The organism is Chroococcidiopsis sp. TS-821, from assembly GCF_002939305.1.
In the GTDB taxonomy this organism is placed as follows: Bacteria; Cyanobacteriota; Cyanobacteriia; order Cyanobacteriales; family Chroococcidiopsidaceae; genus Chroogloeocystis.
The window spans coordinates 78363-101001 of the sequence record NZ_MVDI01000013.1 but is presented as its reverse complement, the minus strand read 5'-3'; the positions used below and the strand labels follow the sequence as shown (position 1 = coordinate 101001).

22 protein-coding genes and 1 pseudogene are annotated in these 22639 nt (G+C 44.6%); 8 read left to right on the top strand and 15 right to left on the bottom strand.

Going from position 1 to position 22639, the window contains the following annotated elements; genetic code table 11:
- Position 1: 1 nt before the first annotated feature.
- The gene (locus B1A85_RS21605) at positions 2–1408 is read right to left on the bottom strand and encodes an LCP family protein (protein WP_104548786.1); all 1407 of its coding nucleotides are present in this window, start codon (positions 1406–1408) and stop codon (positions 2–4) included.
- A gap of 359 nt (positions 1409–1767) precedes the next feature.
- Entirely contained in the window at positions 1768–2253 is a 486-nt protein-coding gene (locus tag B1A85_RS21595; protein ID WP_210404655.1) for a hypothetical protein, read from the bottom strand.
- Between the two features lie 108 nt (positions 2254–2361).
- Here B1A85_RS21595 and B1A85_RS21590 point away from each other — a divergent pair, with 108 nt between their 5' ends.
- Positions 2362–3537: an AI-2E family transporter gene (locus B1A85_RS21590; protein ID WP_104548783.1), complete on the top strand. Its 1176-nt coding sequence runs from the start codon at positions 2362–2364 to the stop codon at positions 3535–3537.
- Between the two features lie 27 nt (positions 3538–3564).
- On the opposite strand, the gene B1A85_RS21585 is transcribed toward B1A85_RS21590, so the two are convergent.
- Positions 3565–4869, bottom strand: a complete 1305-nt coding sequence (locus tag B1A85_RS21585; RefSeq protein WP_104548782.1) for a serpin family protein — start codon at positions 4867–4869, stop codon at positions 3565–3567.
- A gap of 94 nt (positions 4870–4963) precedes the next feature.
- Positions 4964–6559, bottom strand: a complete 1596-nt coding sequence (locus B1A85_RS21580; RefSeq protein WP_104548781.1) for a S8 family serine peptidase — start codon at positions 6557–6559, stop codon at positions 4964–4966.
- A 244-nt stretch (positions 6560–6803) separates the two neighbouring features.
- Here B1A85_RS21580 and rpe point away from each other — a divergent pair, with 244 nt between their 5' ends.
- Positions 6804–7508: a ribulose-phosphate 3-epimerase gene (gene rpe, locus B1A85_RS21575; protein ID WP_104548780.1), complete on the top strand. Its 705-nt coding sequence runs from the start codon at positions 6804–6806 to the stop codon at positions 7506–7508.
- A gap of 99 nt (positions 7509–7607) precedes the next feature.
- On the opposite strand, the gene B1A85_RS21570 is transcribed toward rpe, so the two are convergent.
- The 4 genes from B1A85_RS21570 to B1A85_RS21555 form a co-directional block, all read right to left on the bottom strand.
- Positions 7608–8129 carry a hypothetical protein gene (locus tag B1A85_RS21570; protein WP_104548779.1) on the bottom strand — a complete coding sequence of 174 codons (522 nt, stop codon included), beginning with the start codon at positions 8127–8129 and terminating at the stop codon, positions 7608–7610.
- 104 nt (positions 8130–8233) lie between these two features.
- Positions 8234–8674, bottom strand: a complete 441-nt coding sequence (locus B1A85_RS21565; RefSeq protein ID WP_104548778.1) for a hypothetical protein — start codon at positions 8672–8674, stop codon at positions 8234–8236.
- Between the two features lie 124 nt (positions 8675–8798).
- Positions 8799–8981, bottom strand: a complete 183-nt coding sequence (locus B1A85_RS21560; protein ID WP_099702568.1) for a CsbD family protein — start codon at positions 8979–8981, stop codon at positions 8799–8801.
- 258 nt (positions 8982–9239) lie between these two features.
- The gene (locus B1A85_RS21555) at positions 9240–9701 is read right to left on the bottom strand and encodes a hypothetical protein (RefSeq protein WP_104548777.1); all 462 of its coding nucleotides are present in this window, start codon (positions 9699–9701) and stop codon (positions 9240–9242) included.
- A 167-nt stretch (positions 9702–9868) separates the two neighbouring features.
- Between B1A85_RS21555 and uvrB the strand changes: the two genes are divergently transcribed.
- Both uvrB and B1A85_RS21545 read left to right on the top strand, forming a co-directional pair.
- On the top strand, positions 9869–11866 hold the full coding sequence (gene uvrB / locus B1A85_RS21550) for an excinuclease ABC subunit UvrB (protein WP_104548776.1): 1998 nt from the start codon (positions 9869–9871) through the stop codon (positions 11864–11866).
- Positions 11867–11903: 37 nt separating this feature from the next.
- Positions 11904–12362 (top strand): MEKHLA domain-containing protein, encoded by a 459-nt coding sequence (locus B1A85_RS21545; RefSeq protein ID WP_104548775.1) that lies wholly within the window; start codon positions 11904–11906, stop codon positions 12360–12362.
- A gap of 138 nt (positions 12363–12500) precedes the next feature.
- Here the strand turns inward: B1A85_RS21545 and B1A85_RS26360 are convergent, their stop codons facing one another.
- Positions 12501–12626: a hypothetical protein gene (locus B1A85_RS26360; protein ID WP_371681702.1), complete on the bottom strand. Its 126-nt coding sequence runs from the start codon at positions 12624–12626 to the stop codon at positions 12501–12503.
- 1023 nt (positions 12627–13649) lie between these two features.
- Between B1A85_RS26360 and B1A85_RS21535 the strand changes: the two genes are divergently transcribed.
- Positions 13650–14846, top strand: coding sequence for an FAD-dependent oxidoreductase (locus tag B1A85_RS21535; RefSeq protein WP_104548774.1), 1197 nt, complete (start codon positions 13650–13652; stop codon positions 14844–14846).
- 217 nt (positions 14847–15063) lie between these two features.
- Positions 15064–15990 carry a magnesium transporter gene (locus tag B1A85_RS21530; protein WP_168192457.1) on the top strand — a complete coding sequence of 309 codons (927 nt, stop codon included), beginning with the start codon at positions 15064–15066 and terminating at the stop codon, positions 15988–15990.
- Between the two features lie 8 nt (positions 15991–15998).
- Here the strand turns inward: B1A85_RS21530 and B1A85_RS21525 are convergent, their stop codons facing one another.
- The 4 genes and pseudogenes from B1A85_RS21525 to B1A85_RS24085 all read right to left on the bottom strand — a co-directional run bounded on the left by B1A85_RS21525 (position 15999) and on the right by B1A85_RS24085 (position 17420).
- Positions 15999–16565: a manganese efflux pump MntP family protein gene (locus B1A85_RS21525; RefSeq protein ID WP_104548772.1), complete on the bottom strand. Its 567-nt coding sequence runs from the start codon at positions 16563–16565 to the stop codon at positions 15999–16001.
- 267 nt (positions 16566–16832) lie between these two features.
- Positions 16833–16997: a hypothetical protein gene (locus B1A85_RS24090; RefSeq protein ID WP_168192456.1), complete on the bottom strand. Its 165-nt coding sequence runs from the start codon at positions 16995–16997 to the stop codon at positions 16833–16835.
- A gap of 28 nt (positions 16998–17025) precedes the next feature.
- A pseudogene (locus B1A85_RS26355) lies at positions 17026–17187 on the bottom strand (ABC transporter ATP-binding protein); the annotation flags it as partial.
- A 92-nt stretch (positions 17188–17279) separates the two neighbouring features.
- Complete coding sequence (locus B1A85_RS24085) at positions 17280–17420, bottom strand: hypothetical protein (protein WP_168192455.1); 141 nt, start codon at positions 17418–17420, stop codon at positions 17280–17282.
- A gap of 132 nt (positions 17421–17552) precedes the next feature.
- Between B1A85_RS24085 and B1A85_RS21515 the strand changes: the two genes are divergently transcribed.
- Positions 17553–19091, top strand: a complete 1539-nt coding sequence (locus B1A85_RS21515) for a GMC oxidoreductase (protein WP_104548771.1) — start codon at positions 17553–17555, stop codon at positions 19089–19091.
- A 194-nt stretch (positions 19092–19285) separates the two neighbouring features.
- Entirely contained in the window at positions 19286–20275 is a 990-nt protein-coding gene (locus B1A85_RS21510) for an aspartate carbamoyltransferase catalytic subunit (protein WP_104548770.1), read from the top strand.
- Here the strand turns inward: B1A85_RS21510 and B1A85_RS21505 are convergent.
- Together B1A85_RS21505 and B1A85_RS21500 are read right to left on the bottom strand one after the other, a co-directional pair.
- Positions 20272–22200: a PAS domain-containing sensor histidine kinase gene (locus tag B1A85_RS21505; protein WP_104548769.1), complete on the bottom strand. Its 1929-nt coding sequence runs from the start codon at positions 22198–22200 to the stop codon at positions 20272–20274. The genes B1A85_RS21510 and B1A85_RS21505 overlap by 4 nt on opposite strands.
- Complete coding sequence (locus tag B1A85_RS21500) at positions 22193–22630, bottom strand: response regulator (protein ID WP_104548768.1); 438 nt, start codon at positions 22628–22630, stop codon at positions 22193–22195. Before B1A85_RS21500 ends, B1A85_RS21505 begins: the two co-directional genes overlap by 8 nt.
- Between the last annotated feature and the right edge of the window lie 9 nt (positions 22631–22639).

The window sequence follows — 22639 nt, the reverse complement described above, 5'->3', positions numbered from 1 at the left end:
TCTACTGCGCTTCGTGCACTCGCAACCAATCTTGACCTAGTTGAATTGTCACATCCGAACGCAGATTACCCGTGCTTTCCACGCGGATTTCACCAAATCCCAAAGCATTGCGAATCGCTTGCGCGCTATCGACATCACCTTGCTGCGCCACAATCCGCGTCACTTCTAATGGTTCATTCCAAGGGTTCGCAACGTAAACGCGTCGATAACCAGATGATTGCAGAAAGTTAGCTAGCGATCGGATCGCGCGATCGCTACCTGTACTATCTTGAATTGCGATTCGCAACCTTGCCGGATCGACATCATCAATTTCTGAATCGGTAGGCACATTAAAGTGCTTTGCCATCATTGTGGCAATTCGTTCTTTATCGGGTAGCCAATAACTTGCAACGTATTGGTCTGGCGTGCTAAAAGTCCCTGGAACCAGCAGCATTTCAACATCCGAACGATCTGTTTGAACGCCAAAGCCGACGAGTGCCATGAGCTCCTCAACGGTCAAGTTAGTATCGATATGCGTTTGAATCACCGACATAATCTGCGGCATTCGCGCCAAAGTTGCTGGGTTTAGAGCTTGTTCCATCAAAGCCCGCATCACCATTTGCTGGCGTTGGATGCGACCAATATCGCCGTATTCGTCGTAGCGAAAGCGTAGTAGTTGCAATGCTTGATTGCCGTCGAGATGATGTCTTCCTGCTTTCAAATTGATATATAGATGTTGGCTGTCATCTTGATATTTCATATCTTTGGGGACATAAACCGTAACACCACCCAAAGCATCAACGAGCTTTTCAACACCTTGAACGTTAATGCGGATATAGCGGTCAATCGGTACGCCATTTAAAAGATCGCTGACAGCTTGTGCACTTAGTGCGGGACCGCCTCGAGCATTCGCGGCATTAATTTTTGTGATGCCTAGCCCTTCGACATAGGTACGCGTATCTCTAGGAATTGAAAGAACTGCCAGTTTTTCGGTTTCTGGATCGAACCGCAATAGCAGCATCGTATCCGAAAGACCTTCAAAAGAATTAACAAGTGCGTGGTAGCCTAAGTCTTCTGACCTAATATCAGGATCGTCAACATCCGAAGAGAGAACCTTGATGCCTAAAACGAGAATATTCACAGGGCGAGTCAATTCAGCAAGGCGTAAACCAGTTTTAGAAATGCGATCGCCTCGCCCAAAGATTGCCTTTTGTTCTGGGGTAAGCCGCGATTGCATTAACGGGGTACTGGATAAAGATACAGCTAACAGCGCTCCAGCCGTTGCTGACAACATCGCGATACCAGACATTGCCACCCAAAACCACAGCCAACGCCCTGACTTAGCGGAAGAATACTTGGTATGGACAATTCGGGGAGACGCAGCTACAGAGGGATTGCGAGCAGAAATTTTATGAATTGGCACAGACATCCTCACACGTAACAAATACAACAGTTCATTTAAGAACAAGAGAGCAAAAGACGCTAGATCGAGCTAGCTTTCAGGTATCAACTGTAGTGAGCCATAAATAGCAATAAATATGACACATCTAGCAGGATATCGGAACTTTCGCTAGAAATTTGAGTTTTTGCTGTTTGGAGTTTAACTGGATTTGTGCAGTTTAACCACCCTTAGTAGAAGAAGCAGAGGAAGCAGAGGAAGCAGAGGAAGCAGAGGAAGCAGAGGGGCAGAGGGGCAGAGGGGCAGAGGGGCAGAGGGGCAGAGGGGCAGAGGAAGAATAGTGTTTTGTATGACTCACCACTTACCACTCATCACTCAAACCTCTTGAATCAGGGCAAATGCTTACTTAAAATGCGCTCCGCCCATTGACTAAATCCTGGTAGACGCACTGCTTTACCTTGGATGAGCAAAAACATTAACCAAAGACTGACGAGAAAATAACCCGAAGTCAAAAAGCTGTTTAAAATTAATAGGCGCAGTGCCAGAAAATCAGACGTTTCCGCACCAAAACTCATCAACAGATAACCTAACAACCAAGTACCTGCTAAGGTAATCGATAGACGGCTAAGTGCAAATTGTTCTCTGCTCCCTTGACGGCGATACAAAGTCCAAAGCGATGGAAAAAAGCCAACCACAGGAATGAGATAGAACAATAATAATAGACGGTTAGGAGGAGTGGAAAACTGGGCATCTTGAGTGGGCTGCTGACGCTGGGAGGAAGTTACCAATTCATTCTCTAGTAACCTTTCCCTACCCTTTTGCTCGTGTAGAGTGAACTTAAGAGGGCTAGTTGCCCTGATTTGACGATCGTTCATAACAGTTTTCAGAATCCTGAGGTAGATGGATGAGTCAAAGCGATAGAGTTAGAGATAATAGGCTGCAAGGAAAAAGAAATTGAGTTTGTTCTATTTGGCAGTTGGTAAATGCAAACACGCAAACTCCTAAATTGGTGGCAGGTGATGACGCCGACTGGGCGGCTGTTAGCGATCGCGCTGTTCGCTCCCCTGCTTGTTTTGAATGCTGTGGCAGTATCGACGATTTTTGATTACTTCCACTCGTTGATTGTGATTGTAGTTGGGGCATCACTGTTAGCATTTTTGCTGAACTATCCTGTTAGTTGGATGGAACGCCAAGGCGCAAGGCGCGAACAGGTTGCGGTTTTAGTATTCTTGTTGACATTATCGATATTGCTGGCGGTAGGGGTGACGCTCGTACCCTTAGTATTGATGCAAGCCCAGCAACTCGTAGCGCGGTTACCAGAGTTAATTGATTCAGGGCGACATCAGTTGATGTTGTTGAATGAGTGGGCAGAAAATCAAGGTTTACCATTGAATCTTGATGCTTTGGTGGTACAAATTAACGATCGCGTTAAAGGGCAACTGCAAGCGATCGCGGTGCAAGTTTTAAACCTCGCGGTCGTCACGCTAACGAGTCTGTTAGACTTTTTGCTCACGATGGTCTTGGCATTTTACTTATTGCAGCATGGCGATGACCTCTGGCAAAGTTTAGTTCAATGGCTACCGACAAAGCTGCGCACTCCTTTTTCGCAAACATTACGCCTTAGCTTCCAAAATTTCTTTATCGGACAGCTAATTTTCGGTTTGTGCATGGGGTGTTCGCTCACGGCGATCTTTCTATGGTTAAAAGTACCCTTTGGGTTACTGTTTGGTATCACGATTGGTATTATGGCGTTGGTTCCCTTTGGGGGAACTGTGGGTATTGCTATTACCACATTACTGGTCGCATTGCAAGACTTTTGGCTAGGTACGCGCGTTTTAATTGCGGCAGTGATTGTACAGCAGATTCTCGATAACCTAGTTGCGCCGCGCATTTTGGGAAGTGTGACAGGTTTAAATCCTGTATGGGTATTAGTTTCGGTCTTAACCGGAGCGAGAATCGGTGGTTTATTGGGCGTAATCGTCGCCGTACCAACTGCGGTTGTGATTAAAACGGCTTTAAGCGCAGTGCGTTCTTCTGAACACGAAGCCGTACATGATGTCCCCGCTGAACCAAGCCACGATGCCTCGCAAACAACCGTAGAAATCACGCAACAACAAGCTACTGAAGAGCTTCCCCCAAAAGGTTCGTATCAGGTGTAGAAAGGCAAACCCGATCGTTGGATACAGCTAAGCTTGCGGTTCGACGATAGAACCCATAAATAAAATGGTTCCTGTTTGGTTATCGCGAATCGCACAGAAGAAAGGACGATTCACCGTCATCTCAAAAGGTTCTGCAATGGGTGCTGATACCGCCATCACTCTTCCTGATGTCACCGCAGCCGCTTCGGTTCCTTCTTCATTCACTTCGACAAAGGTTTTATGCTTGACTTCACTCAGCGCTAAATCGTCACCAACACCCGAAAAATTCGCATTATCTGCAAACGCAACGCCCATACCCAACGCTTTAAGGGTATCATTGAGTGTTACGTCATATTCCATTTGAAAACGCGGTAGCCGTACAGTACCTTCGCGCAAGTTAAACCGAGTTAGCCACTGTTCCCAGTTAGCCGAATTGAGTTGTTGGTAAAAGTTTGATAGATTCGAGTTTTGGCGAGGTAAAAAGACGTATAAGCTGAGTCTGCCATTTTCGCCGTAGGGTAGGCTAACAGCTTGAAACTGTGGGTTTTCGTAGTATCGGTATCTACCCGTTTGCGACATCAGTGGGTGTTGTTTTGCCGTACCGCTTGCTAGATAAAATGGTGCCTCTGTTGTTTGGCTTTTGTCGAACTCGTCGGTCCACTGACCTTTAAAGTAAATCGCGTTGATTAAAAACAGCACGTCTTCAGGATTAATCTTGTCTACAATCTGCTCGATTCTGCCATTCGTGTTTTGGTTTACCCATTGATTAATTGTGTTTGTCGCATCGGGAGAATCAAAGTCTAAATTGCTGACTTGTGCTTTGTAAAAGCTTTGAGTTCGCTGCAAAAAATCTGGTCTAATAGGGTATTCTTGCTTTGCCCAGAGTGAGTTTGCGATCGCCAGTTGCACATTTGCATCGGGATTTGCGAGCGTGTTAAGCAGCGCGGTGTTGGCAGCGTTAATATCTTGGAGGCTAATGCCTTGTAATTCTAAAGTTTTCGCCATTGCTTGTTGCGTTTCGCCAGCAGCACCGTTGTAGAGCATTTCTAGCAGAATTGCCACACTGGTAGGCGAGAGAAAAATATTGCGATCGCTCTGTTGTCTTAAGATCTCCGAAAAGAGTTTGAACCCAAACCGCGTATTTGCCGCAACTAATTTGTTATCCACTGCCGATGGTGTCACTTGTATATTATCGGGATCTTGACGATTTAAGGAGCGAGGCTGGGCGACAACCGAATCGATGCGATCGATTCTGGAACATCCCATAATTCCTAGAAAAATGATGCCTGTCGCCGCCAGGACATAACGTCTTCCGAGGCGAATTGCATAGCGTCTTAGCAGGAAAGGCTGCATTCTACTATCACCTTAGCTCGTTATGCGAACTATGCCATCGTTGTGGTAGCGATCGCCGTGTGGTTACGTTTTTTGCAACAACAGTTGTCGGAGGTCAATTTCTCGCCGGTACAGTCCACCACGCTAGCGCATAAGGTTGAACAGCGTGATTTACTTTTTGCCGAAACTGAACGCGAATTTTGTATCTAGCCGTATTGGGGACTCGACAAAAAATGTGTTCGACGCTATCGACTTCGCTGGTGGAAGTGCAAGTTGTATCAATAATTGCGCCGGAATCAGCGTTTAGCAAGTAAAGGTCAAGGTTATTTAAACCGCGATCGCGAAAAGTTTCGCCTACGTCAAATCTGCCATTTTTGTTTGTATCGTTCAACTCTACCAAGCGATTCCAATTTAACGTAATCGATACAAAACTATCGCGCTGTAATGGTTGCGCTAATACGTAATCGTGATGTGCACTATCGTTGACTGTTCGATAATCCCAGCCAATCGCGGGAACCGGTCTTGCGGGGTGCCATTGACCTGCACTAAATTGCTGATAAGCGCGATAGGCGTTGAGTTGACCTGTTCCCATCTGTGCTTGTAGAGGAATTTTCGGGTCGCGGTAAGCATCTGAATTTAACCAGTGCTGATTTTGTTTATCCAAAATGGTTTTGCTCATTCCCAGCAGCAATCCATTTCCTGGATCTCGGTATTTATCCGCCGAATTGAGCATGACGGCTTTCATGACTTCCTGACGCCGCGCATCTAAACTCCAGTTTGGCTGACGCGAACTCAGCTGCTTATCGCCGTATTCTTGTAGCAACGCAACCGTTGCGGTGACATGAGGTGCGGCAAAACTTGTCCCACTCACTTGCGTCGTCTTACCATCTGGATTGAGCAACGTAATTTTATTTCCAGGAGCAACTAACCCGATCGCGCGTCGCGGACCTAGATTGACTTCCCGACCATTAAGTCTCCCACCAACACCTCCGGAAATCGCATCGCTTAGATTAGACACATCTAGCCGCGTGAAGATTCCTTGCCTGCGAGTTGTAAACGCAACGTTAATACCATTAAAGTTATCCGTAGGGATGGGAATTCCGCCTTTACCTTGATTACCGGCAATGACATACAGCACATTATGAACGCGAGCAGACCAATCGATACATTGCGTTAGCAAAGCTTGACCATCTAAAAGTGCGTTGGGTCGCGGATCGCGCTCTAACGTCTCGCCGAAGCTAAAGTTAATGGCGCGCACATCACCGCCGTTTTGCTGTGCAATATGTTGTGTAGATAAGCATTCTTCTGGCTGACCACCTGTTCTCAGCGAACCAACCGCAGTTGAATAAAGTCGCGCTCCTGGTGCGACACCCCGTACGGCTTTATCGTTACTAATCATCACACTTGCAACGTTTTGCGCGTGTGGGTCGATATTCGTGTTAGGTTTCGCTGGCTGATTGCGCAAAAATACACCTGCTAAACTCATGCGTTGGTTACGCACTACAGCTTTATCTAAGCCAAATTGTCCAGGACGTCCAATTTCTACTTGACCAATACCGATTTTCCGACCAATTAGGTTGTAAGGCGCACTGTGTAATCGTAACGCATTAATTCCTGCTTCTCCTACTGAGGTGGTTTCTAATGCGAAGACAGGAAGACTGATACAGGAAGCGCTTAGCCCTCCTACTAGCCAGACAAGTTTTCTTACCATTGATTTCTAAATCTACTCACTTTTGGGCAAAAAATTATAATTAACTACTGCTGACTCGATTTATAAAATCTTGCTCCTCACTTCTTTATTTTGTAGCGAGTCTTCTAAGCCGTTGCATAAATTGATAAGAAATTTTGTTTTATAAGCAGTGCAATATTGCTATGAGAAGTTTTCGCGATCGCACGTTTAATACTAAAGATTTTGTTAAAATGCATACAATCGAGGAAGCAGGAGAACGATTAGCATGACCCAAGCCAGCAAAAAGCCTATTGTAGTTGCTCCGTCTATACTATCAGCAGATTTTTCACGTCTAGGTGACGAAATTCGGGCAGTAGATGCAGCAGGAGCCGACTGGATTCATGTTGATGTGATGGATGGACGGTTTGTTCCCAATATCACGATTGGTCCATTAATCGTAGAAGCGATTCGTCCTGTTACTCAAAAGCCATTAGATGTCCACTTGATGATTGTGGAACCAGAAAAATACGTTGAAGATTTTGCGAAGGCTGGAGCCGACCACATTTACGTTCATGCTGAACACAATGCTTCACCGCACTTGCACCGCACGCTCGGTCAAATTAGAGAGTTGGGCAAAAAAGCCGGTGTTGTTTTAAATCCTAGTTCTCCACTAGAGTTAATTGAATACGTGCTAGAGCTTTGTGACATGATTTTGATCATGAGCGTCAACCCTGGCTTTGGCGGTCAAAGTTTTATCCCTGCTGTATTGCCTAAAATTCGCAAACTACGTCAAATGCTCGACGAGCGCGGTCTCGACCCTTGGATTGAAGTTGATGGTGGCTTAAAGGCTAATAATACTTGGCAAGTGATTGAAGCGGGTGCGAATGCGATCGTTGCTGGCTCTGCGGTATTTAATGCTAAAGATTACGCTGAAGCGATCGAAGGTATTCGGAACAGCAAGCGTCCTACTCCAGAATTAGCAACAGTTTAAGTTGATTATTTTGACAAAATAGACAAAAGAAAGAGAGCAGATTGTGGTTTAAAATCTACTCTCTTTTTAGCTATTGGGAAGAAATAGGTACGACGCTAGTTATTTACGTTGACTACCTAACCATTTAGCCGCAGCAATTCCAAGGACAGCAGCAACGATCGGATTGCTGAGGAATTTGATAATAGCTGGTTGCTCCGCCATGACTTCTTGGAAGATGTCAGGATGATTGTGGTAAACAAAGGTCGCAAGCTTACTCACATCATCCGCAGTCATTTTATTAGGATTGTGCGTTGATAAAGCTAGTTGTTGTTCGAGTTGACGATCGCTTAGCCCTCTTCCTTTAAGGTGCTTGAAAAACGCGCGGGCGACATCGTCTCTTTCATTGGGCTTAATTTGCGCGATCGCTTTTTGCAATTCTGGCTCCATTTGGCTAGGAGGAATGCGATCGGGGTGCAAAGAACGTCCAAACAGTTGACGGCGTTCTGCGTGCGACGAGCGTTGTGCAAAATCATCGAAATTTTCGTATTGGCGCTCGTTTGTGGATACTTCTTCCATTGTTTCGGTATCGCCTTGCGCCAAGTCATTCATTATTTGGCGTTTGTATTGCTCGCTGTTATACATTTTCCTCTCCTTGCTTAATTTGCGCTGTGGCGTGTTGTGCTTTCAACTTGTTTCTTGCAGCTAATTGTCCGATTGCTCAAGCTATCGTTGATTCATCTACCGCATTATTGATATTTGATTTGATTTGACTGCATATCGTATTGAGCGGTCAGAATCAGTTTTTTATCAGGAGCGTACATCAAAACTGTTAAATCTTGATTAGGGAAAGTCCGATGAAATCCTTGGAGCAGTGATTTTGCTAAAGGTCTTACTTCGTTAGGGCGCACTTGGGGCGTAATCACAACACCCAACTTGTTTTGGTCGCGTACGTAGGCGTCTTGGATTAATCCTCTCCCTGTCTGGACTACCCAGTTACCAAAGTCTTGTCCTGCGGAAGTATTGCCACGCTCTAACAATGCATAGTTTCCTGTTGTATCTGCAGCTGGTGGTAAACTTGTTCTTGGGGCTTTTGCATTAACTGCGCTGCTGCAAGCAACAGACATCGTAAGAACTAACACCAATGTTAGCGCTGTCAGAACTTTACGAAATCTCTGCATAAAATTCACTTTAATTTTCCTCCTGTTTTTACAGAATTGCAAAACTAATTGCTTATTTGTGTTTAACTTTATGAGACTTTATAAATTATGAAGGTCTAGTTTCCCTAGACCTTTTAAGTTAATTAATTAGCAATTAGTCAAGCTTCTCTTTAACGTTATCTTTTACGTCTTCTACACCATGACGTACTTCACTTTCTGCTTGCTTTGCTTTGCCTTCCGCTTTGTCTTCAGGATCTCCTGTAACGTTTCCCCAAGCTTCTTGAGCTTTACCTTCGATATTTTTACCTGTAGCTTTAGCTCTATCTTCTAAACTCATTTTCTTTCTCCTTGTTCCTCAACAAACTTTTCTCGTTATCGAGTAACTTTAAAGTTTGTTTGTGCTTACGTTTACAACTTATCCGAAATACAACAATACATGCTTCTGTCAGAAGACATATTAAAGTAATCAGTATAAAGAATGAGAAAAGTCGCAGTTTGTTGACGACTATACCTAAATGAGGAGAAACATACTTATACACAAAAAAACTGGCGTTTTTACAACACCAGTTACCAAAAGAGACTATTAATTTTTAAACTAATCTATGTAACCCATAAGCTCGTCATATTTTTCTAAGCTATTTGCAGCGATTGGGCGAATTCCAGAAGTTGTAATTGTTTTAGAAACCTCTATTCCACTTGAAGCAATAGGACGAATCCCCAGCAAGTCTATGGTATTAGAAACTTTTAGATCGCTAGAAACGATAGGACGCACTCCAGCTAAATTAATTGTATCAGAAACTTTTAGATCGCTAGAAACGATAGGACGCACTCCGGCTAAGTTAATTGTATCAGAAACTTGAAGATCGCTAGAAACGATAGGACGCATCCCTAGAATATTAACGGTATCGCGAATTTCAAACGTGCTAGAGGCGATGGGACGCTGACCTGGTAAGGGGCTTGATTGAACGCGATCGCCTTTGATTTGCGTAGATAATTCTGAACTAGAATTGGTGTTGCTGAGCGTTTCGTTTGCTTGAGCAGTACTACTTGCAACCATAGTTTTATTCCTCTTGATATCAAATTTTTGTTAATAATTAGAAAAATGTTTTTGTGATTGATTTTGAGTTTACTGGAAAAAACATTCTTTAGGTCTAAATAAGTTCGCATGGTATGCATAAAGAAAACTAAATATGTAAAGATAAGTGAAGGGATTCATAAAACTGTATGACAGAATTTTGTCTGCAAGCACCATTTCAACCGACTGGCGATCAACCTCAGGCGATCGCCCAACTTACTCAGTACGTCAAACAAGGAAATCAGTACCAAACTTTACTCGGCGCAACGGGAACCGGAAAGACATTTACCATTGCTGCGGTGATTGAAAAAATTGGGAAACCAACGCTCGTGCTAGCGCACAATAAAACGCTCGCCGCGCAGCTTTGTAATGAGTTACGCGAATTCTTCCCCAACAATGCAGTCGAGTATTTTGTCAGTTACTACGATTACTATCAACCTGAGGCGTACATTCCCGTTACAGATACTTATATTGAAAAAAGTGCTTCGATCAACGATGAAATCGATATGTTGCGACACTCGGCGACGCGATCGCTGTTTGAACGCCGCGATGCGATCGTTGTTGCTTCGATTAGTTGTATCTATGGTTTAGGGATTCCCTCGGAGTATCTTAAAGCCGCAATTCCTTTGAAAATGGGAATGGAAGTCGATCAAAGACAGATTTTGCGCGATTTGGCTACGGTACAATACAGCCGCAACGATGTCGAAATGGGGCGAGGTCGGTTTCGGGTACGCGGTGATGTGTTAGAAATTGGTCCTGCTTACGAAGATCGCATTATTCGCGTTGAATTTTTTGGCGATGAAATTGATGCGATTCGCTACGTCGATCCGGTAACAGGTGAAATTATTCAAAGCTTGTCTGCGGTGAATATCTACCCAGCGCGTCACTTTGTCACACCAGAAGAACGTTTAGAAGCAGCGTGCGATGCGATCGAAGCTGAACTCAAGCAACGCAAAGCCGAATTAGAGCAAGCAAGCAAGCTCTTAGAAGCGCAACGCTTGGATCAGCGGACGCGGTATGACTTGGAAATGTTGCGCGAAGTCGGTTACTGCAACGGTGTGGAAAACTATTCGCGTCACTTAGCAGGGCGTCAACCAGGCGAACCGCCAGAATGTTTGATCGACTACTTCCCTGACGACTGGTTACTTGTGGTCGATGAATCGCACGTTACAGTTCCACAAATTCGCGGGATGTACAATGGCGACCAAGCGCGGAAACGAGTTTTAATTGAGCATGGATTTCGCTTACCCAGCGCCGCCGATAACCGCCCGTTGAAAGCAGAAGAATTTTGGGCGAAGGTTAATCAGTGTATTTTTGTATCAGCAACGCCAGGCGATTGGGAGTTGGAGCTATCGGAAGGTCGAGTTGTTGAACAAGTGATTCGTCCCACTGGCGTTGTCGATCCGGAAATCTTTGTGCGTCCTACCGAAGGTCAAATTGACGATCTTTTAGGAGAAGTGAAAGAACGCGTTGAACGTCGCGAACGAGTGTTAGTGACAACTTTGACAAAGCGCATGGCAGAAGACTTGACGGAATATTTGCAAGATCAGGGAATTCGCGTGCGGTATCTGCATTCTGAAATTAACTCGATTGAGCGGATTGAGATTTTGCAAGAGTTGCGTCAAGGCAATTTTGATGTTTTAGTCGGGGTGAACTTGCTGCGGGAAGGGTTAGATTTACCGGAAGTTTCCTTAGTGGCGATTTTAGATGCAGATAAAGAAGGTTTCTTACGAGCGGAGCGATCGCTGATTCAAACAATTGGTAGGGCGGCGCGTCACGTTCGCGGACAAGCGATTTTGTATGCGGATAATCTAACGGATAGTATGCTCAAGGCAATCTCGGAAACCGAGCGACGCCGCGCAATTCAGCTAGAATACAACGAGAAACACGGCATTACACCGCAACCGATTGTTAAACGTACAAATAATGCGATTTTGTCGTTTTTAGAAGTGTCGCGGCGGTTGAATTCGCAGCAACTCGAAGAAGCATACGAACAAGCGGATGATTTACCGTTAGCGGATATTCCCGAATTGATTGCGCAGTTAGAAGCCCAGATGAAGGAAGCAGCGAAGAATTTGGAGTTTGAGGAAGCAGCGAAGTATCGCGATCGCATTAAGCATCTGCGTGATAAGTTATTGGGACATTGAAAACATTTTGGTAAAGGGTCACTGGTAATAGAGATTCATGTTTGTTTGGCAGCAGAAGGAAGTTATCTGTCAAAGTCAGCGATTAATGTACAGTTTTGAGTACTGGACAGGGAATGCCTTACTCGATATTACGGGAACACCAGCGGAAATTGCCCAAGCTTTGTTTACTGCACCGTTTGTTGTCGTTTCGCATGGTATACAAGCCGACCCCATTTTTAACTATGGCAATCAGCAGGCGCTAGCACTGTGGGAATTTTCTTGGGAAGAGTTTACGACATTGCCTTCGCGCAAATCGGCTGAAGAGGTGATACAACAGGAACGCGATCGCCTACTTGCAGAAACAACTCATAAAGGTTATTGTCACTATTCTGGCGTCCGCATCTCAAAAACTGGTCAGCGATTCTATATCGAAGATGGGATAATTTGGAATGTGATTGATGCTGAAAACCAAAACTGGGGTCAAGCTGCGGTTTTTTCTCGGTATAAATTTATCTAATTTGTGCTGTGGTTATATATAGTGGAAGGCAGGAGGTAGAAGAGCGTTGCTGAATGTTGAGATTTTGGAGACATTTTAACCTGTTTTACTGTTATAGCAATCAAGGGGAAGGTGGGGTCATTAGACCTCCTGCATGAATCAAGCAGCATGTGCCAGTTGGTAGTTCAGCAAACCAGCAATCAAATTTAAGCGTAAGCCAAAGCGCTTTCTCCGATTGCGATAGCGCCCAGAAAAGATGCGGAAAATCTTGAAGCGGCGAAGCACATGCTCAACTCGCACTCGCAACCTAGCTAACGCTCGATTGTGTTGCTGCTCGGCATCCAGCAGTAGTTATTTTCGCGGTTGCTTGGTGGGAAGACAAGCAAGCACTCCTATGGAGCTTGCCAAATCGCTGATAGCCTCGGTCAGTTAGACACAATTGCGACGGTACAAATGGCAGAAGACGGCGCTGGAGTAGCTTGAAGTCGTGCGTTTTCCCTTTCTCAACTGCCGTAGCAATAATCTTGCCAGTTTCAAATTCGACTAACAGTTATGACTTTATTGTGTGACGTTTCTGCTTGCCAGAGTAGTAGCGTTTTTGTTTTTTTGGACGTTCGATTTCCATTTCACCGACATCGACCACGAACACCTTGCACTCCCATCCAGGTTGATACAAGTGACGCTTGCTTGGCAATCGAAACCTGCCACATTTGATTAACCAGTCTTCGACTTTCCTGATGATGCGACTAACCGTCGTTGCGTGCCGTCCCCAACTGGTGGCACTCTGAAACTGGCGCTCGTGATGCACGCCCCTACTTTCACGTCACAAGCAATTGGTCTTCAACGCTCAATTTGTTTTGTCCGCCACGACGACCTTGGCGCTCTACGTCAGGACGCAAGACCGCAACCATCTCGTCCAACAAAGCGCGACTGATTCCACATAATCGCTGGAACTCTGTGGTTGAAAGGTTTTGTCAATCAGTGTCAGACATGGCAGTGCCTCGATTTGTTGACTCTCACCATACTTTTACTCCTCTTTGCAACCCCCTGTTTCCAACTGCCACGCTTTTCTAGTCTTCTTGCAGCAGGTCTATTCAAGATTGATATAGGAAAGAAATGTAGAAGGAAGAAGACTGAAGGTAGAAAAGAAGAATTTATTTTGTCTCAATATTGATGGCTGCAACGTACTCAATTTACTGGAAACAAACAAAAAAGATATGTTTTGAGACACGTAGCACCAGAAATACAATGTTCTCAACTTCTGCCTCCTGTCACCTGCCTTCTGCCTTCTTAAGCTAAATTAAGGATATGTCTCAAGTCATCATTGTCGGAGCAGGTCCTGCGGGTGCAACGCTAGCACTTCTGTTGGTAAAACGCGGTATTCGTGTCACGTTAATTGAAGCAGCGCGTAACTTTCGGCGAACTTTTCGCGGTGAAGGATTAATGCCGAGTGGCTTGGATGCGCTCGCACAAATGGAATTATTACCTATTATAGAACGCATTCCACATCAACCTTTAGATGCTTGGGAGATCATTATTAACAAGCGATCGCTTTTCCGCGTGGATGAACCAATTGAACCGAATGGTCAGCCTTGCACGTTGGTTTCGCAACCAGCTTTACTAGAAGCCTTGATGGATGCAGCTAGCAATTATCCTCATTTTGAGTTTGTTCAAGGAACTGCGGTACAAGATTTATTGTGGAATCAACGAGTTAGCGGCGTCAAACTAAGTGATGGACGTTCTTTTGATGCAGATTTAGTAATTGGCACCGACGGGCGCAATTCAATTGTACGGCAACGCGCGAACTTAGCTTTAGAGCAACAATCGCACAGCTTTGATATTTTGTGGTTCAAATTAGCCGATAGTCCGCGTTTGCCGTCGGAGAATATCTTTTATTCGATTGTGTGCGATCGCTACGCGTTCGGATTGTTTCGCGGTTCCGAAGGAGATTTACACTTAGGTTGGACACTTCCTAAAGATTTTTCGCAAGATTGGCAGCAAGTTGACAACTGGGCTGAAATCTTTGCCTCTGCGTCTCCAGCATGGCTAGCCGAACATTTTCGCGAGTCAGCAGCGACAATTGAACGACCAGTATTATTATCCGTTGTTGTCGGGCGGTGTCCGCAGTGGTATCAACCTGGTGTACTACTACTAGGCGATGCAGCACATCCAATGTCACCAATCCGCGCCCAAGGGATTAATATGGCGTTGCGCGATGCGATCGCTGCGGCAAATTATTTAGTACCCTGCTTGACTCAAGGTGACCCTGCAAAAATTGATGCGGCGTTACCGCAAGTTCAGTCTCAAAGAGAACCTGAGATTATTAAAGCACAAAGGTTGCAAAGCCAAGAAGCAGCGCAAGCTGAACTTTTAGAAAATAGTGCTTTCCTTCGCTGGGGCGCAAGTGTCCTCGCGCCTTTAATTCGCATTCCGGTCAAACTGTCTTGGCTGCATCGACAGCGCGAGTTACGTCAAGGGGTGACTCCGATTAAACTTACAGTCTAAAAGCGATCGCCTACTTACCTAACTCAGCGCAATGAGGAATTTATGTATTGCGAAGGAGTCATCTTTGGTTTGGCTATCCTCTAATCGCGTACTGGAATTGAGAATGATACAACTCTTTCTACTGGGTAATGTATTCAGCAGCTATAAGCTGCTTATATAGAAGCACACTACTTTTTTATTGCACTCTAAAATAAAAGCACACTTCGGAGGAAACACTTTGCTGCACGATCGAGATTCATCTACACAAACAACAGTAGATGCACTACCTATCGTTCCCCCTTTACTAACGCTTTTGGAGGAAAATAAGACTCAACAGGTAACAGACTTACTCGCTAAAGAGCAACCAGCAGAGATTGCTCACCAAATTGCCGCATTACCATCACATTTGCAAAGTCAAGCTTTCTATCTACTACATAGAAGTCAAGCGATCGCAGTTTATGAACTCTTAGATAGTGAGTTAAAGCAACAGTTAAAAAAAGATTTTCACAATCAACTTACTAGCAACGTTATCAACAATTTATCTGAGGACGACAAAGAACAGCTATTTCAGTTTTTGTACGCACCAAGTGCTGATAGCAATTTAGAAGAAACTCAAGATGCTCGTAGTTATTTTCCTAGCAATCCCTTAGCTGTCACCCGTAGAAGAATAGGTTGGCTATTTGTCTTACTCATTACAAATACTATTACTGCAGCAGTGATCGAAAGCCAAGAAGATGTCTTGCAACAAGTTGTTGTTTTAGCGATTTTTATTCCTTTACTGCTTGCTAGTGGTGGCAATGTTAGTATTCAAGCAGCAACTGTAGTTGTACGCGGACTCAACTCGGATGTTCCCACTCAAAATCGCTTATTGCCTGTATTAGGAAGAGAAGCGATCGCTGGAATTTTACTGGGAGCAATGCTAGGGCTAATTGTTATTGGAGAGGCTTTACTGCTACAAAACGATCCTACTGTAGCAATAATTGTGGGCTTTAGCCTATTTACTATTTCTATTATTGGTACAATTTCTGGGGCTTTTTTACCGTTTCTCTTTCAATTTCTAGGCTTCGATCCTGCTTTGATGTCCGCGCCTCTCAGTGCTACGATTGTCGATGTTTTTGGTATTTTAATCTATCTTTATACGGCCAGAATATTCCTGCATATCTAGGTGTTTATTTAAACGGAAACATTTGCCAGATTTTCTATTAAGATTTTACCACCAATTGCAATTAAAATTCCCCCTCCTATTATCTCAATTTTGTTTTGAAAAAGATTGCCAAATTTATTACCAATAAAAACGCCGAAAAATGTTAACCAAAAAGTAACAAATCCGATGGCAGTAATAATAGAAAAAACAGAATTATCTAGAAGAGCAAAACCTAAACCAACTGCTAAAGCATCAATACTTGTCCCAATAGCTAACGCCAATAAGGTAGAATTACACAAAGGGTTAAAATCCTTTTCTTCGTCTTCTTGATAGGCTTCATAAATCATCTTTCCACCAATTAGACAAAGAATACTAAAAGCTACCCAGTGGCTAATTGCGGCTAAAATGGTTCTTAAACTAAATCCTGCCATCCACCCGATTAAGGGCATAATAGCTTGAAAGCCTCCAAAAAAAACTGCAATCTTCAAAGCTTTACGCACTTTGACGTATTTGATTTTTAAGCCACTAGCAACTGAAACTGCGAAGGCATCTGCTGCTAATCCTAGTGCTAAAATTAAAGTAGCCGTCGGTTGCATTGATCTTGTTAACTTCTTTCGTTACTCTATTGTTTTACCTGATTTTTCAGCGAAAATCTATGGTTTTTTTCTCATATTCGATTCATCGTTGATTCATATTTTTCTCATAATTGAAAGTAAGCTTTATCTTTAGAAAATTAAAACTTAAATTTGAATTATTAAATATATAAGTAAAGCAAATATATTTAGCTCAATATACAGATTGAAGTATAGATTTGTCGGCGATCGCTATCTTTTGCGTAGCGGCGGTAATCGAGTCAAGAGCCGTCACATCAAAAAAAATCGGCGTCCACTGTGGCGAGGCTTGCGCATGCAACGCTTGTGCATCTGTGCGTACGCCAGAAACTTCGATTGATCTAGACGTAGCGCACGCGCTGCACTAATTCCTGTAGACGTACCTATAACAACAACTGCACCTTTTGTTTCAACCATCTGATACTGCTGTTGCAAGTTTGGTATTTTAAGCTAATTGTCCGTCTTCTATATGATGCGCTCTGCAATATAAAATACGGTTACCGCGAGTCACTAGTAAAATTGTCGTTCCCTGTTCTTTCGCTAATTGTTGCATTAACTCCACAACAGCATCGCGTCCTGATTTGCTATCTAAAGCCGCAGTTGGTTCTGCTAAACCTAATTAGCGTATTATTAGTCCATTATGTTTTTTCCGTTTTGACAAACTCTTCATGCGTTAATACTTTGACATCATTAGGTAATCTAGCCTTTAAATAGCTGTACTTGCTGCGGATCGCTACCAGGTTTTATTGTCACTAAACCCAGACTTACTTCGGCAGGTGTACGTTGAGCAAAAATCTGCAAGAAATTCAAGTCACTTATAGCTATATTCCCATCTGCCATTAACATTAAAAATGCGATCGCATTTAAATAATTCTTTGAGCAACTAGATAATTTTTGATAATTTATAAATCACGACGATGACGGTGGCAGTAAATACTTCAACATTGAAGACCTTAACAAAGTAGATGTTATATGATTACCGATATTCTTGAGTTGGGCGAGCAACTGCAACTACGGGCGCAGGTAGTTGTACTTGGCTCTGGAATCGCAGGAGCAGAGTTAGCAACATACCTGGCGCGTCATGGTCGAGAGGTGATACTTGTAGAAAGTGGACGCGAGCAATTCGAGCCATCGATTCAGGCATTGAATGATACGGTCTTCATAGGCAAACGCCATCGCGAACGAAATCCCAACTCTTACTACCATCAATACTTACCACCTGAGCTACGTGGAGTCAGTCGCGTGCGTCAGTTTGGTGGCACAAGCAACATCTGGACAGGCAAATGGAAATACCTGCAACCCTTAGATATTGAGGGTAGACCGTGGATTGCCAACAGTAGCTGGCCAATACGCTTCGCCGAGCTGTTGGAGTACTACCGAATGCTAGCAAAAGATTACGGTTTTGGTGATTTAGAGGCAGAAGCTGTACGTCCTGAAATTATGGCTCTGCGAGCCAAGCTTACCACAGGTGGCTTGAAAATGAGCAGTTTCTACTGGGAGCAAACACCCACACGCACAGCAAATCGCTTTGGTGACGAGATGCGCCGCTCGCAAAACTTGCACGTTGTCTTAGGCGCGACTGCAACCGAGCTCAGACTTGACGATTCCTGCCAACGCGTAACCGCCGTTGTTTGCCGATCGCTGGAAGGTCGAGAACTCATCGTCGAGGGCAAAGTAGTGATTATTGCGACTGGGGCTTTTGAAGCCGCGCGCCTGCTACTTGCCTCAAATCGTCAACTTCCGAATGGAATCGGCAATGCATACGATCTAGTCGGTCGCTTTTATTCTGACCATCCGAAACACGCTACTGGCAGGCTACAGGCAGGTCCTTTAACTCGACAATATGCGCGCGAACTACAACACAACCCAAGACCGCGTTTTGGTATATGCTTTGCGCTTGACGACGCCACCCAACGAGAGCAAAAGCTGCTTGAGCATATCGTGAATCTGAGACCGATTTACGAGATACCAATAATAGGTTCCGTATGGCGAACCTTGCGGGGTCGTCCTACGTGTCAAGACGGTAATGGACGAGTTGCCAGCTACCGAGTCCTATTTGCAACTGAGCAGGTTCCTTACAAGGACAGTCGCGTTAAGCTAAGCACAGAATACGACGCACTAGGTCAACGCAAGCTAGAGGTTGATTGGTGCTTTACCGACCAAGATCGGTATTCTCTAGCGAAAACCCTGCAGCTGTTGACGCAGCGTTTTGCAGAAGTTGGGCTGGGAACCCTTGATTTCGGGAACAAGCCGCCGAGTTTGGAAACAATGACCGACGCCGCCCACCACATGGGTACAACTCGAATGGCTAGTCATCCTGCAGAGGGTGTCGTTGACACAAATTGTCGAGTGTTTGGTACTGACAATCTCTATGTAGCAAGTTCAGCGGTGTTTCCCATTGGTTCGTCGTACTCTCCTACTTTCACTATCCTGGCACTCGCGCGTCGCCTCGGTCAACATCTACTTCAAACAACATCAAAATCTACAACACTGTACGTTAGTGGGAAGTAGCGCCTCAATATCCATATCCATACACGCTAAAAGCTGTAGTTTGATTTAACTTTTTTCAAGAAAAAACCTGATAAATTCACTACTGAAAGCGCGCGCCACACTTGGCTTGATTAGCTTCTCAAGAAGTTGGAAAGCTTAACCACAGCAAAATATTTGATACAATCCCAACACAAACCCCCGAACGCTGACTTCTCATGGCTACTACCACTTGGACTCGCCATCACGTTCTTTCACTTGCAGATTTTACACCGGAGGAATACAATACAGTCTTACAAACCGCCGCGAGCTTTCGTGAGGTACTCTCGCGACGAACAAAGAAAGTTCCCACATTGCAAGGACAAGTTGTTGCGAACTTATTTTTTGAACCATCGACACGCACTCGCAGTAGCTTTGAACTTGCAGCCAAACGGTTATCCGCAGATACGCTTAATTTTGCAGCTTCTACGTCATCACTAACCAAAGGCGAGACAATTTTAGATACCGCAAAAACGTATTTAGCAATGGGAACTGATATGATGGTGATTCGCCATCGCGAAGCCGGAGTTCCTCAAGCGATCGCGGATGAAATGGACCGACTGGGAGTCAGAGTCGGAGTCTTAAATGCGGGTGACGGTCAACACGAACATCCTTCGCAAGCCTTACTTGATTTATTTACGATATGTACATTAATTGACCCCGATCGCCCCCGCTTGGAACTTTTAAAAGACAAAAAAATTGCGATTGTTGGTGATATTTTACACTCACGCGTCGCGCGATCGAATATTTGGAGCTTAACAGCAAGTGGTGCAGAAGTTCACCTAGCTGCACCACCGACATTATTACCGCAGTTGTTTGCCGATTTCGCTACCAATACTCCTGGTAAATTGTTTTTACATTGGACAGTCGAACCGGCACTGCAAAATGCTGATTTTGTGATGACACTGCGGTTGCAAAAAGAACGCATGACGCAGTATTTGTTACCAAGTTTGCGCGAGTACCATCAGCGCTTTGGGATTACCCGCGATCGCTTGCAGATTTGTCACCATAATGTTAAAGTACTGCATCCAGGTCCTGTGAATCGTGGCGTCGAAATCAGTTCCGATCTGATGGACGATCCGCAATTTAGCTTGATTCAGACCCAGGTAACAAGTGGCGTTGCGGTGCGGATGGCGCTATTGTATCTGATGGGCACTAGCAAAGCTTAAAGAGGCGTGGATAATTGCGTTGTGCTACTCACCCGCTTATTTGGGTGCAAAATTCCATCGATTGTTTGTAGTAATTCTTGTGTTGTAAATGGCTTAGACAAGAAACTTTTGACTCCCGCCGCCGCCACCGTATTTATTTTATCTTTAGACGCTAATCCGCTCACTGCAATTACTTTCACCATCGGATTCATTTTTTGTAGCGTGCGGATTGTTGTCGGACCATCCATCGCAGGCATCAGCATATCAGTAATCACGACACTGACTTCATCGCGATATTCTGCATATAAAGCAACTGCTTCAATGCCATTACTCGCAGTCACCGCGCGATAATTATAAGTTTCGAGGGAAGTTTTTGTTGTTTCGCGAATTGGTGCTTCATCATCAACGATTAAGATTAATTCTCCATGCCCTTGCGGCAGATCCAAATCCTCTACCTCAAGTGCTTCTACTGCTTCTACTGCTGGTAAATAAATCTGAAATCGCGTTCCTTTGCCAATTTCACTTTCTACATTAATAAACCCGCCATGACTTTTCACAATCCCCAGAACTGTCGAAAGTCCTAATCCTGTTCCTTTACCAATTCCTTTTGTGGTGAAAAATGGCTCAAAAATGCGATCCATGATTTCAGGTGGAATGCCACATCCTGTATCTGCAACAGTAATGACAACGTAAGACCCCACCTTAGCATCAAGATGTTTGCGCACGTAACTTTGATCGACTTCTAAATTTTCTGCTGAAATTGTCAACGTACCACCTTCTTGCATGGCATCTCGCGCATTCACGCATAGATTCATTAATACCTGATGTAACTGCGTTGCATCGCCCGAAACCGTCCACAGCGATTGGGGCACATCGATGCAAATTTCAATCGACTTGGGAAAAGTTTCTTTTGTAATTTGCTTAATTTCTGATATAATGTGCCGCAGTTGTAAAATGCTGCGTTTTCCTTCCAGCCCTTTGGCAAAAGATAGCACTTGTTTGACTAATGCTGCACCGCGTTTGGCATTGTTTACGAGTATAGGTAAGAGTCGTTGACTGCGTTCGTCGTGGAGTTGCGTTTCCAACAGTTGAGCCGTCATTAAGATGGGTGCGAGGATATTGTTAAGGTCATGCGCGATGCCACTTGCCAGCGTACCGAGGCTTTCCATACGTTGCGCGCGCAAGAATTGAGCTTCTAATTGTTTTTTTTCAGTGATATCGGTATTGACGACCAGAATTGATTTCGGTTGTCCTTGTTCATTACGCACCAGTGTCCAACGACTTTCGACGATGACTTCTGCACCAGTTTTAGTCACTTGCGATAACTGTCCGCGCCATTCGCCTTGCGCAAGAACAATTTTCTGCGCGATCGCTAGTTGCGCTGGAACATCTAAATACAATAGTTCGCTGGCTTTTTTCCCCAACGCTTCTGCAGCTGTCCAGCCGTATAATCTTTCTGCGCCTTTGTTCCAAAATAAAATTGTGCTATCTAACGCTTGGACGCTAATTGCATCAGTAGCAACATCGAGTAATGCTGCTTGTTCGTGGATTTTTTGTTCGGTGCGTTTGCGTTCGAGTGCGTAGCGGATCGAACGTTCTAAAGCATAGGCGGTAATTTGACTTTTTTCAAGATAATCGGCTGCACCAGCTTTCATAGCTTCGACGTCGATTTCGCGATCGCCTTGCCCAGTCAGGAGAATCATCGGTGCAGTACAGCCAGCTTGCATCGCTGCGCGCAACAGTTCCAAGCCATTGCGATCGCCTAACCGATAATCGAGAAGATAAACATCGTGCCGATTTTGCGCGATCGCTGCTAATGCCGCATCATAACTTGCCACCCACTCTAGCTCAAAGCTGCTGCCTTGGTCTGAAAACCAATCACGCGTGAGGACATAATCATCTTCGTCATCATCCACGAGGAGTACTCGGATTGGTCGATTATCCATGCCTATCTCCCGCGCCTTCTATCGGTAATTCCACAATTTCAAACCAGTATTTACCTATGGTTCGCATTACCTCGACTAACGAGGCAAAAGTTACTGGTTTCGTAATAAATGAGTTCGCACCTAGATCGTAGCTGCGATAAATATCTTCTTCGGCTTTTGATGTTGTCAGGACAACAACAGGAATCTGTCTTAAATTTGGGTCAGCCTTAATTTCTTTGAGTGCCTCGCGACCGTCTTTTCGCGGCATATTCAAATCAAGTAAAATTAACCCAGGACGAGGTGCGCTATTTGCCGCAGCGTATCTGCCGCGTTGATGCAAATAATCCATTAGCTCTTCGCCATCTCGCACAAAGTGCAGGTCGTTTGCCAATCGACTTTCTGAAAACGCCTCGCGTGCTAGCATACAGTCGTCCTCATCATCATCAGCCATTAAGATTGT

What these genes read in the sequence shown, in the direction of transcription:
- B1A85_RS21535 (WP_104548774.1), top strand. Translation starts at nt 13,650, where the DNA reads ATGTCTCAAGTCATCATTGTCGGAGCAGGTCCTGCGGGTGCAACGCTA.
- B1A85_RS21510 (WP_104548770.1), top strand. Translation starts at nt 19,286, where the DNA reads ATGGCTACTACCACTTGGACTCGCCATCACGTTCTTTCACTTGCAGAT.
- B1A85_RS21500 (WP_104548768.1), bottom strand. Translation starts at nt 22,630, where the DNA reads ATGGCTGATGATGATGAGGACGACTGTATGCTAGCACGCGAGGCGTTT.
- B1A85_RS21545 (WP_104548775.1), top strand. Translation starts at nt 11,904, where the DNA reads ATGTTTGTTTGGCAGCAGAAGGAAGTTATCTGTCAAAGTCAGCGATTA.
- rpe (WP_104548780.1), top strand. Translation starts at nt 6,804, where the DNA reads ATGACCCAAGCCAGCAAAAAGCCTATTGTAGTTGCTCCGTCTATACTA.
- B1A85_RS21595 (WP_210404655.1), bottom strand. Translation starts at nt 2,253, where the DNA reads ATGAACGATCGTCAAATCAGGGCAACTAGCCCTCTTAAGTTCACTCTA.
- B1A85_RS21585 (WP_104548782.1), bottom strand. Translation starts at nt 4,869, where the DNA reads ATGCAGCCTTTCCTGCTAAGACGCTATGCAATTCGCCTCGGAAGACGT.
- B1A85_RS21560 (WP_099702568.1), bottom strand. Translation starts at nt 8,981, where the DNA reads ATGAGTTTAGAAGATAGAGCTAAAGCTACAGGTAAAAATATCGAAGGT.
- B1A85_RS21590 (WP_104548783.1), top strand. Translation starts at nt 2,362, where the DNA reads ATGCAAACACGCAAACTCCTAAATTGGTGGCAGGTGATGACGCCGACT.
- B1A85_RS21570 (WP_104548779.1), bottom strand. Translation starts at nt 8,129, where the DNA reads ATGTATAACAGCGAGCAATACAAACGCCAAATAATGAATGACTTGGCG.
- uvrB (WP_104548776.1), top strand. Translation starts at nt 9,869, where the DNA reads ATGACAGAATTTTGTCTGCAAGCACCATTTCAACCGACTGGCGATCAA.
- B1A85_RS24090 (WP_168192456.1), bottom strand. Translation starts at nt 16,997, where the DNA reads ATGGTTGAAACAAAAGGTGCAGTTGTTGTTATAGGTACGTCTACAGGA.
- B1A85_RS21555 (WP_104548777.1), bottom strand. Translation starts at nt 9,701, where the DNA reads ATGGTTGCAAGTAGTACTGCTCAAGCAAACGAAACGCTCAGCAACACC.
- B1A85_RS21580 (WP_104548781.1), bottom strand. Translation starts at nt 6,559, where the DNA reads ATGGTAAGAAAACTTGTCTGGCTAGTAGGAGGGCTAAGCGCTTCCTGT.
- B1A85_RS24085 (WP_168192455.1), bottom strand. Translation starts at nt 17,420, where the DNA reads ATGGCAGATGGGAATATAGCTATAAGTGACTTGAATTTCTTGCAGATT.
- B1A85_RS21505 (WP_104548769.1), bottom strand. Translation starts at nt 22,200, where the DNA reads ATGGATAATCGACCAATCCGAGTACTCCTCGTGGATGATGACGAAGAT.
- B1A85_RS21525 (WP_104548772.1), bottom strand. Translation starts at nt 16,565, where the DNA reads ATGCAACCGACGGCTACTTTAATTTTAGCACTAGGATTAGCAGCAGAT.
- B1A85_RS21515 (WP_104548771.1), top strand. Translation starts at nt 17,553, where the DNA reads ATGATTACCGATATTCTTGAGTTGGGCGAGCAACTGCAACTACGGGCG.
- B1A85_RS21605 (WP_104548786.1), bottom strand. Translation starts at nt 1,408, where the DNA reads ATGTCTGTGCCAATTCATAAAATTTCTGCTCGCAATCCCTCTGTAGCT.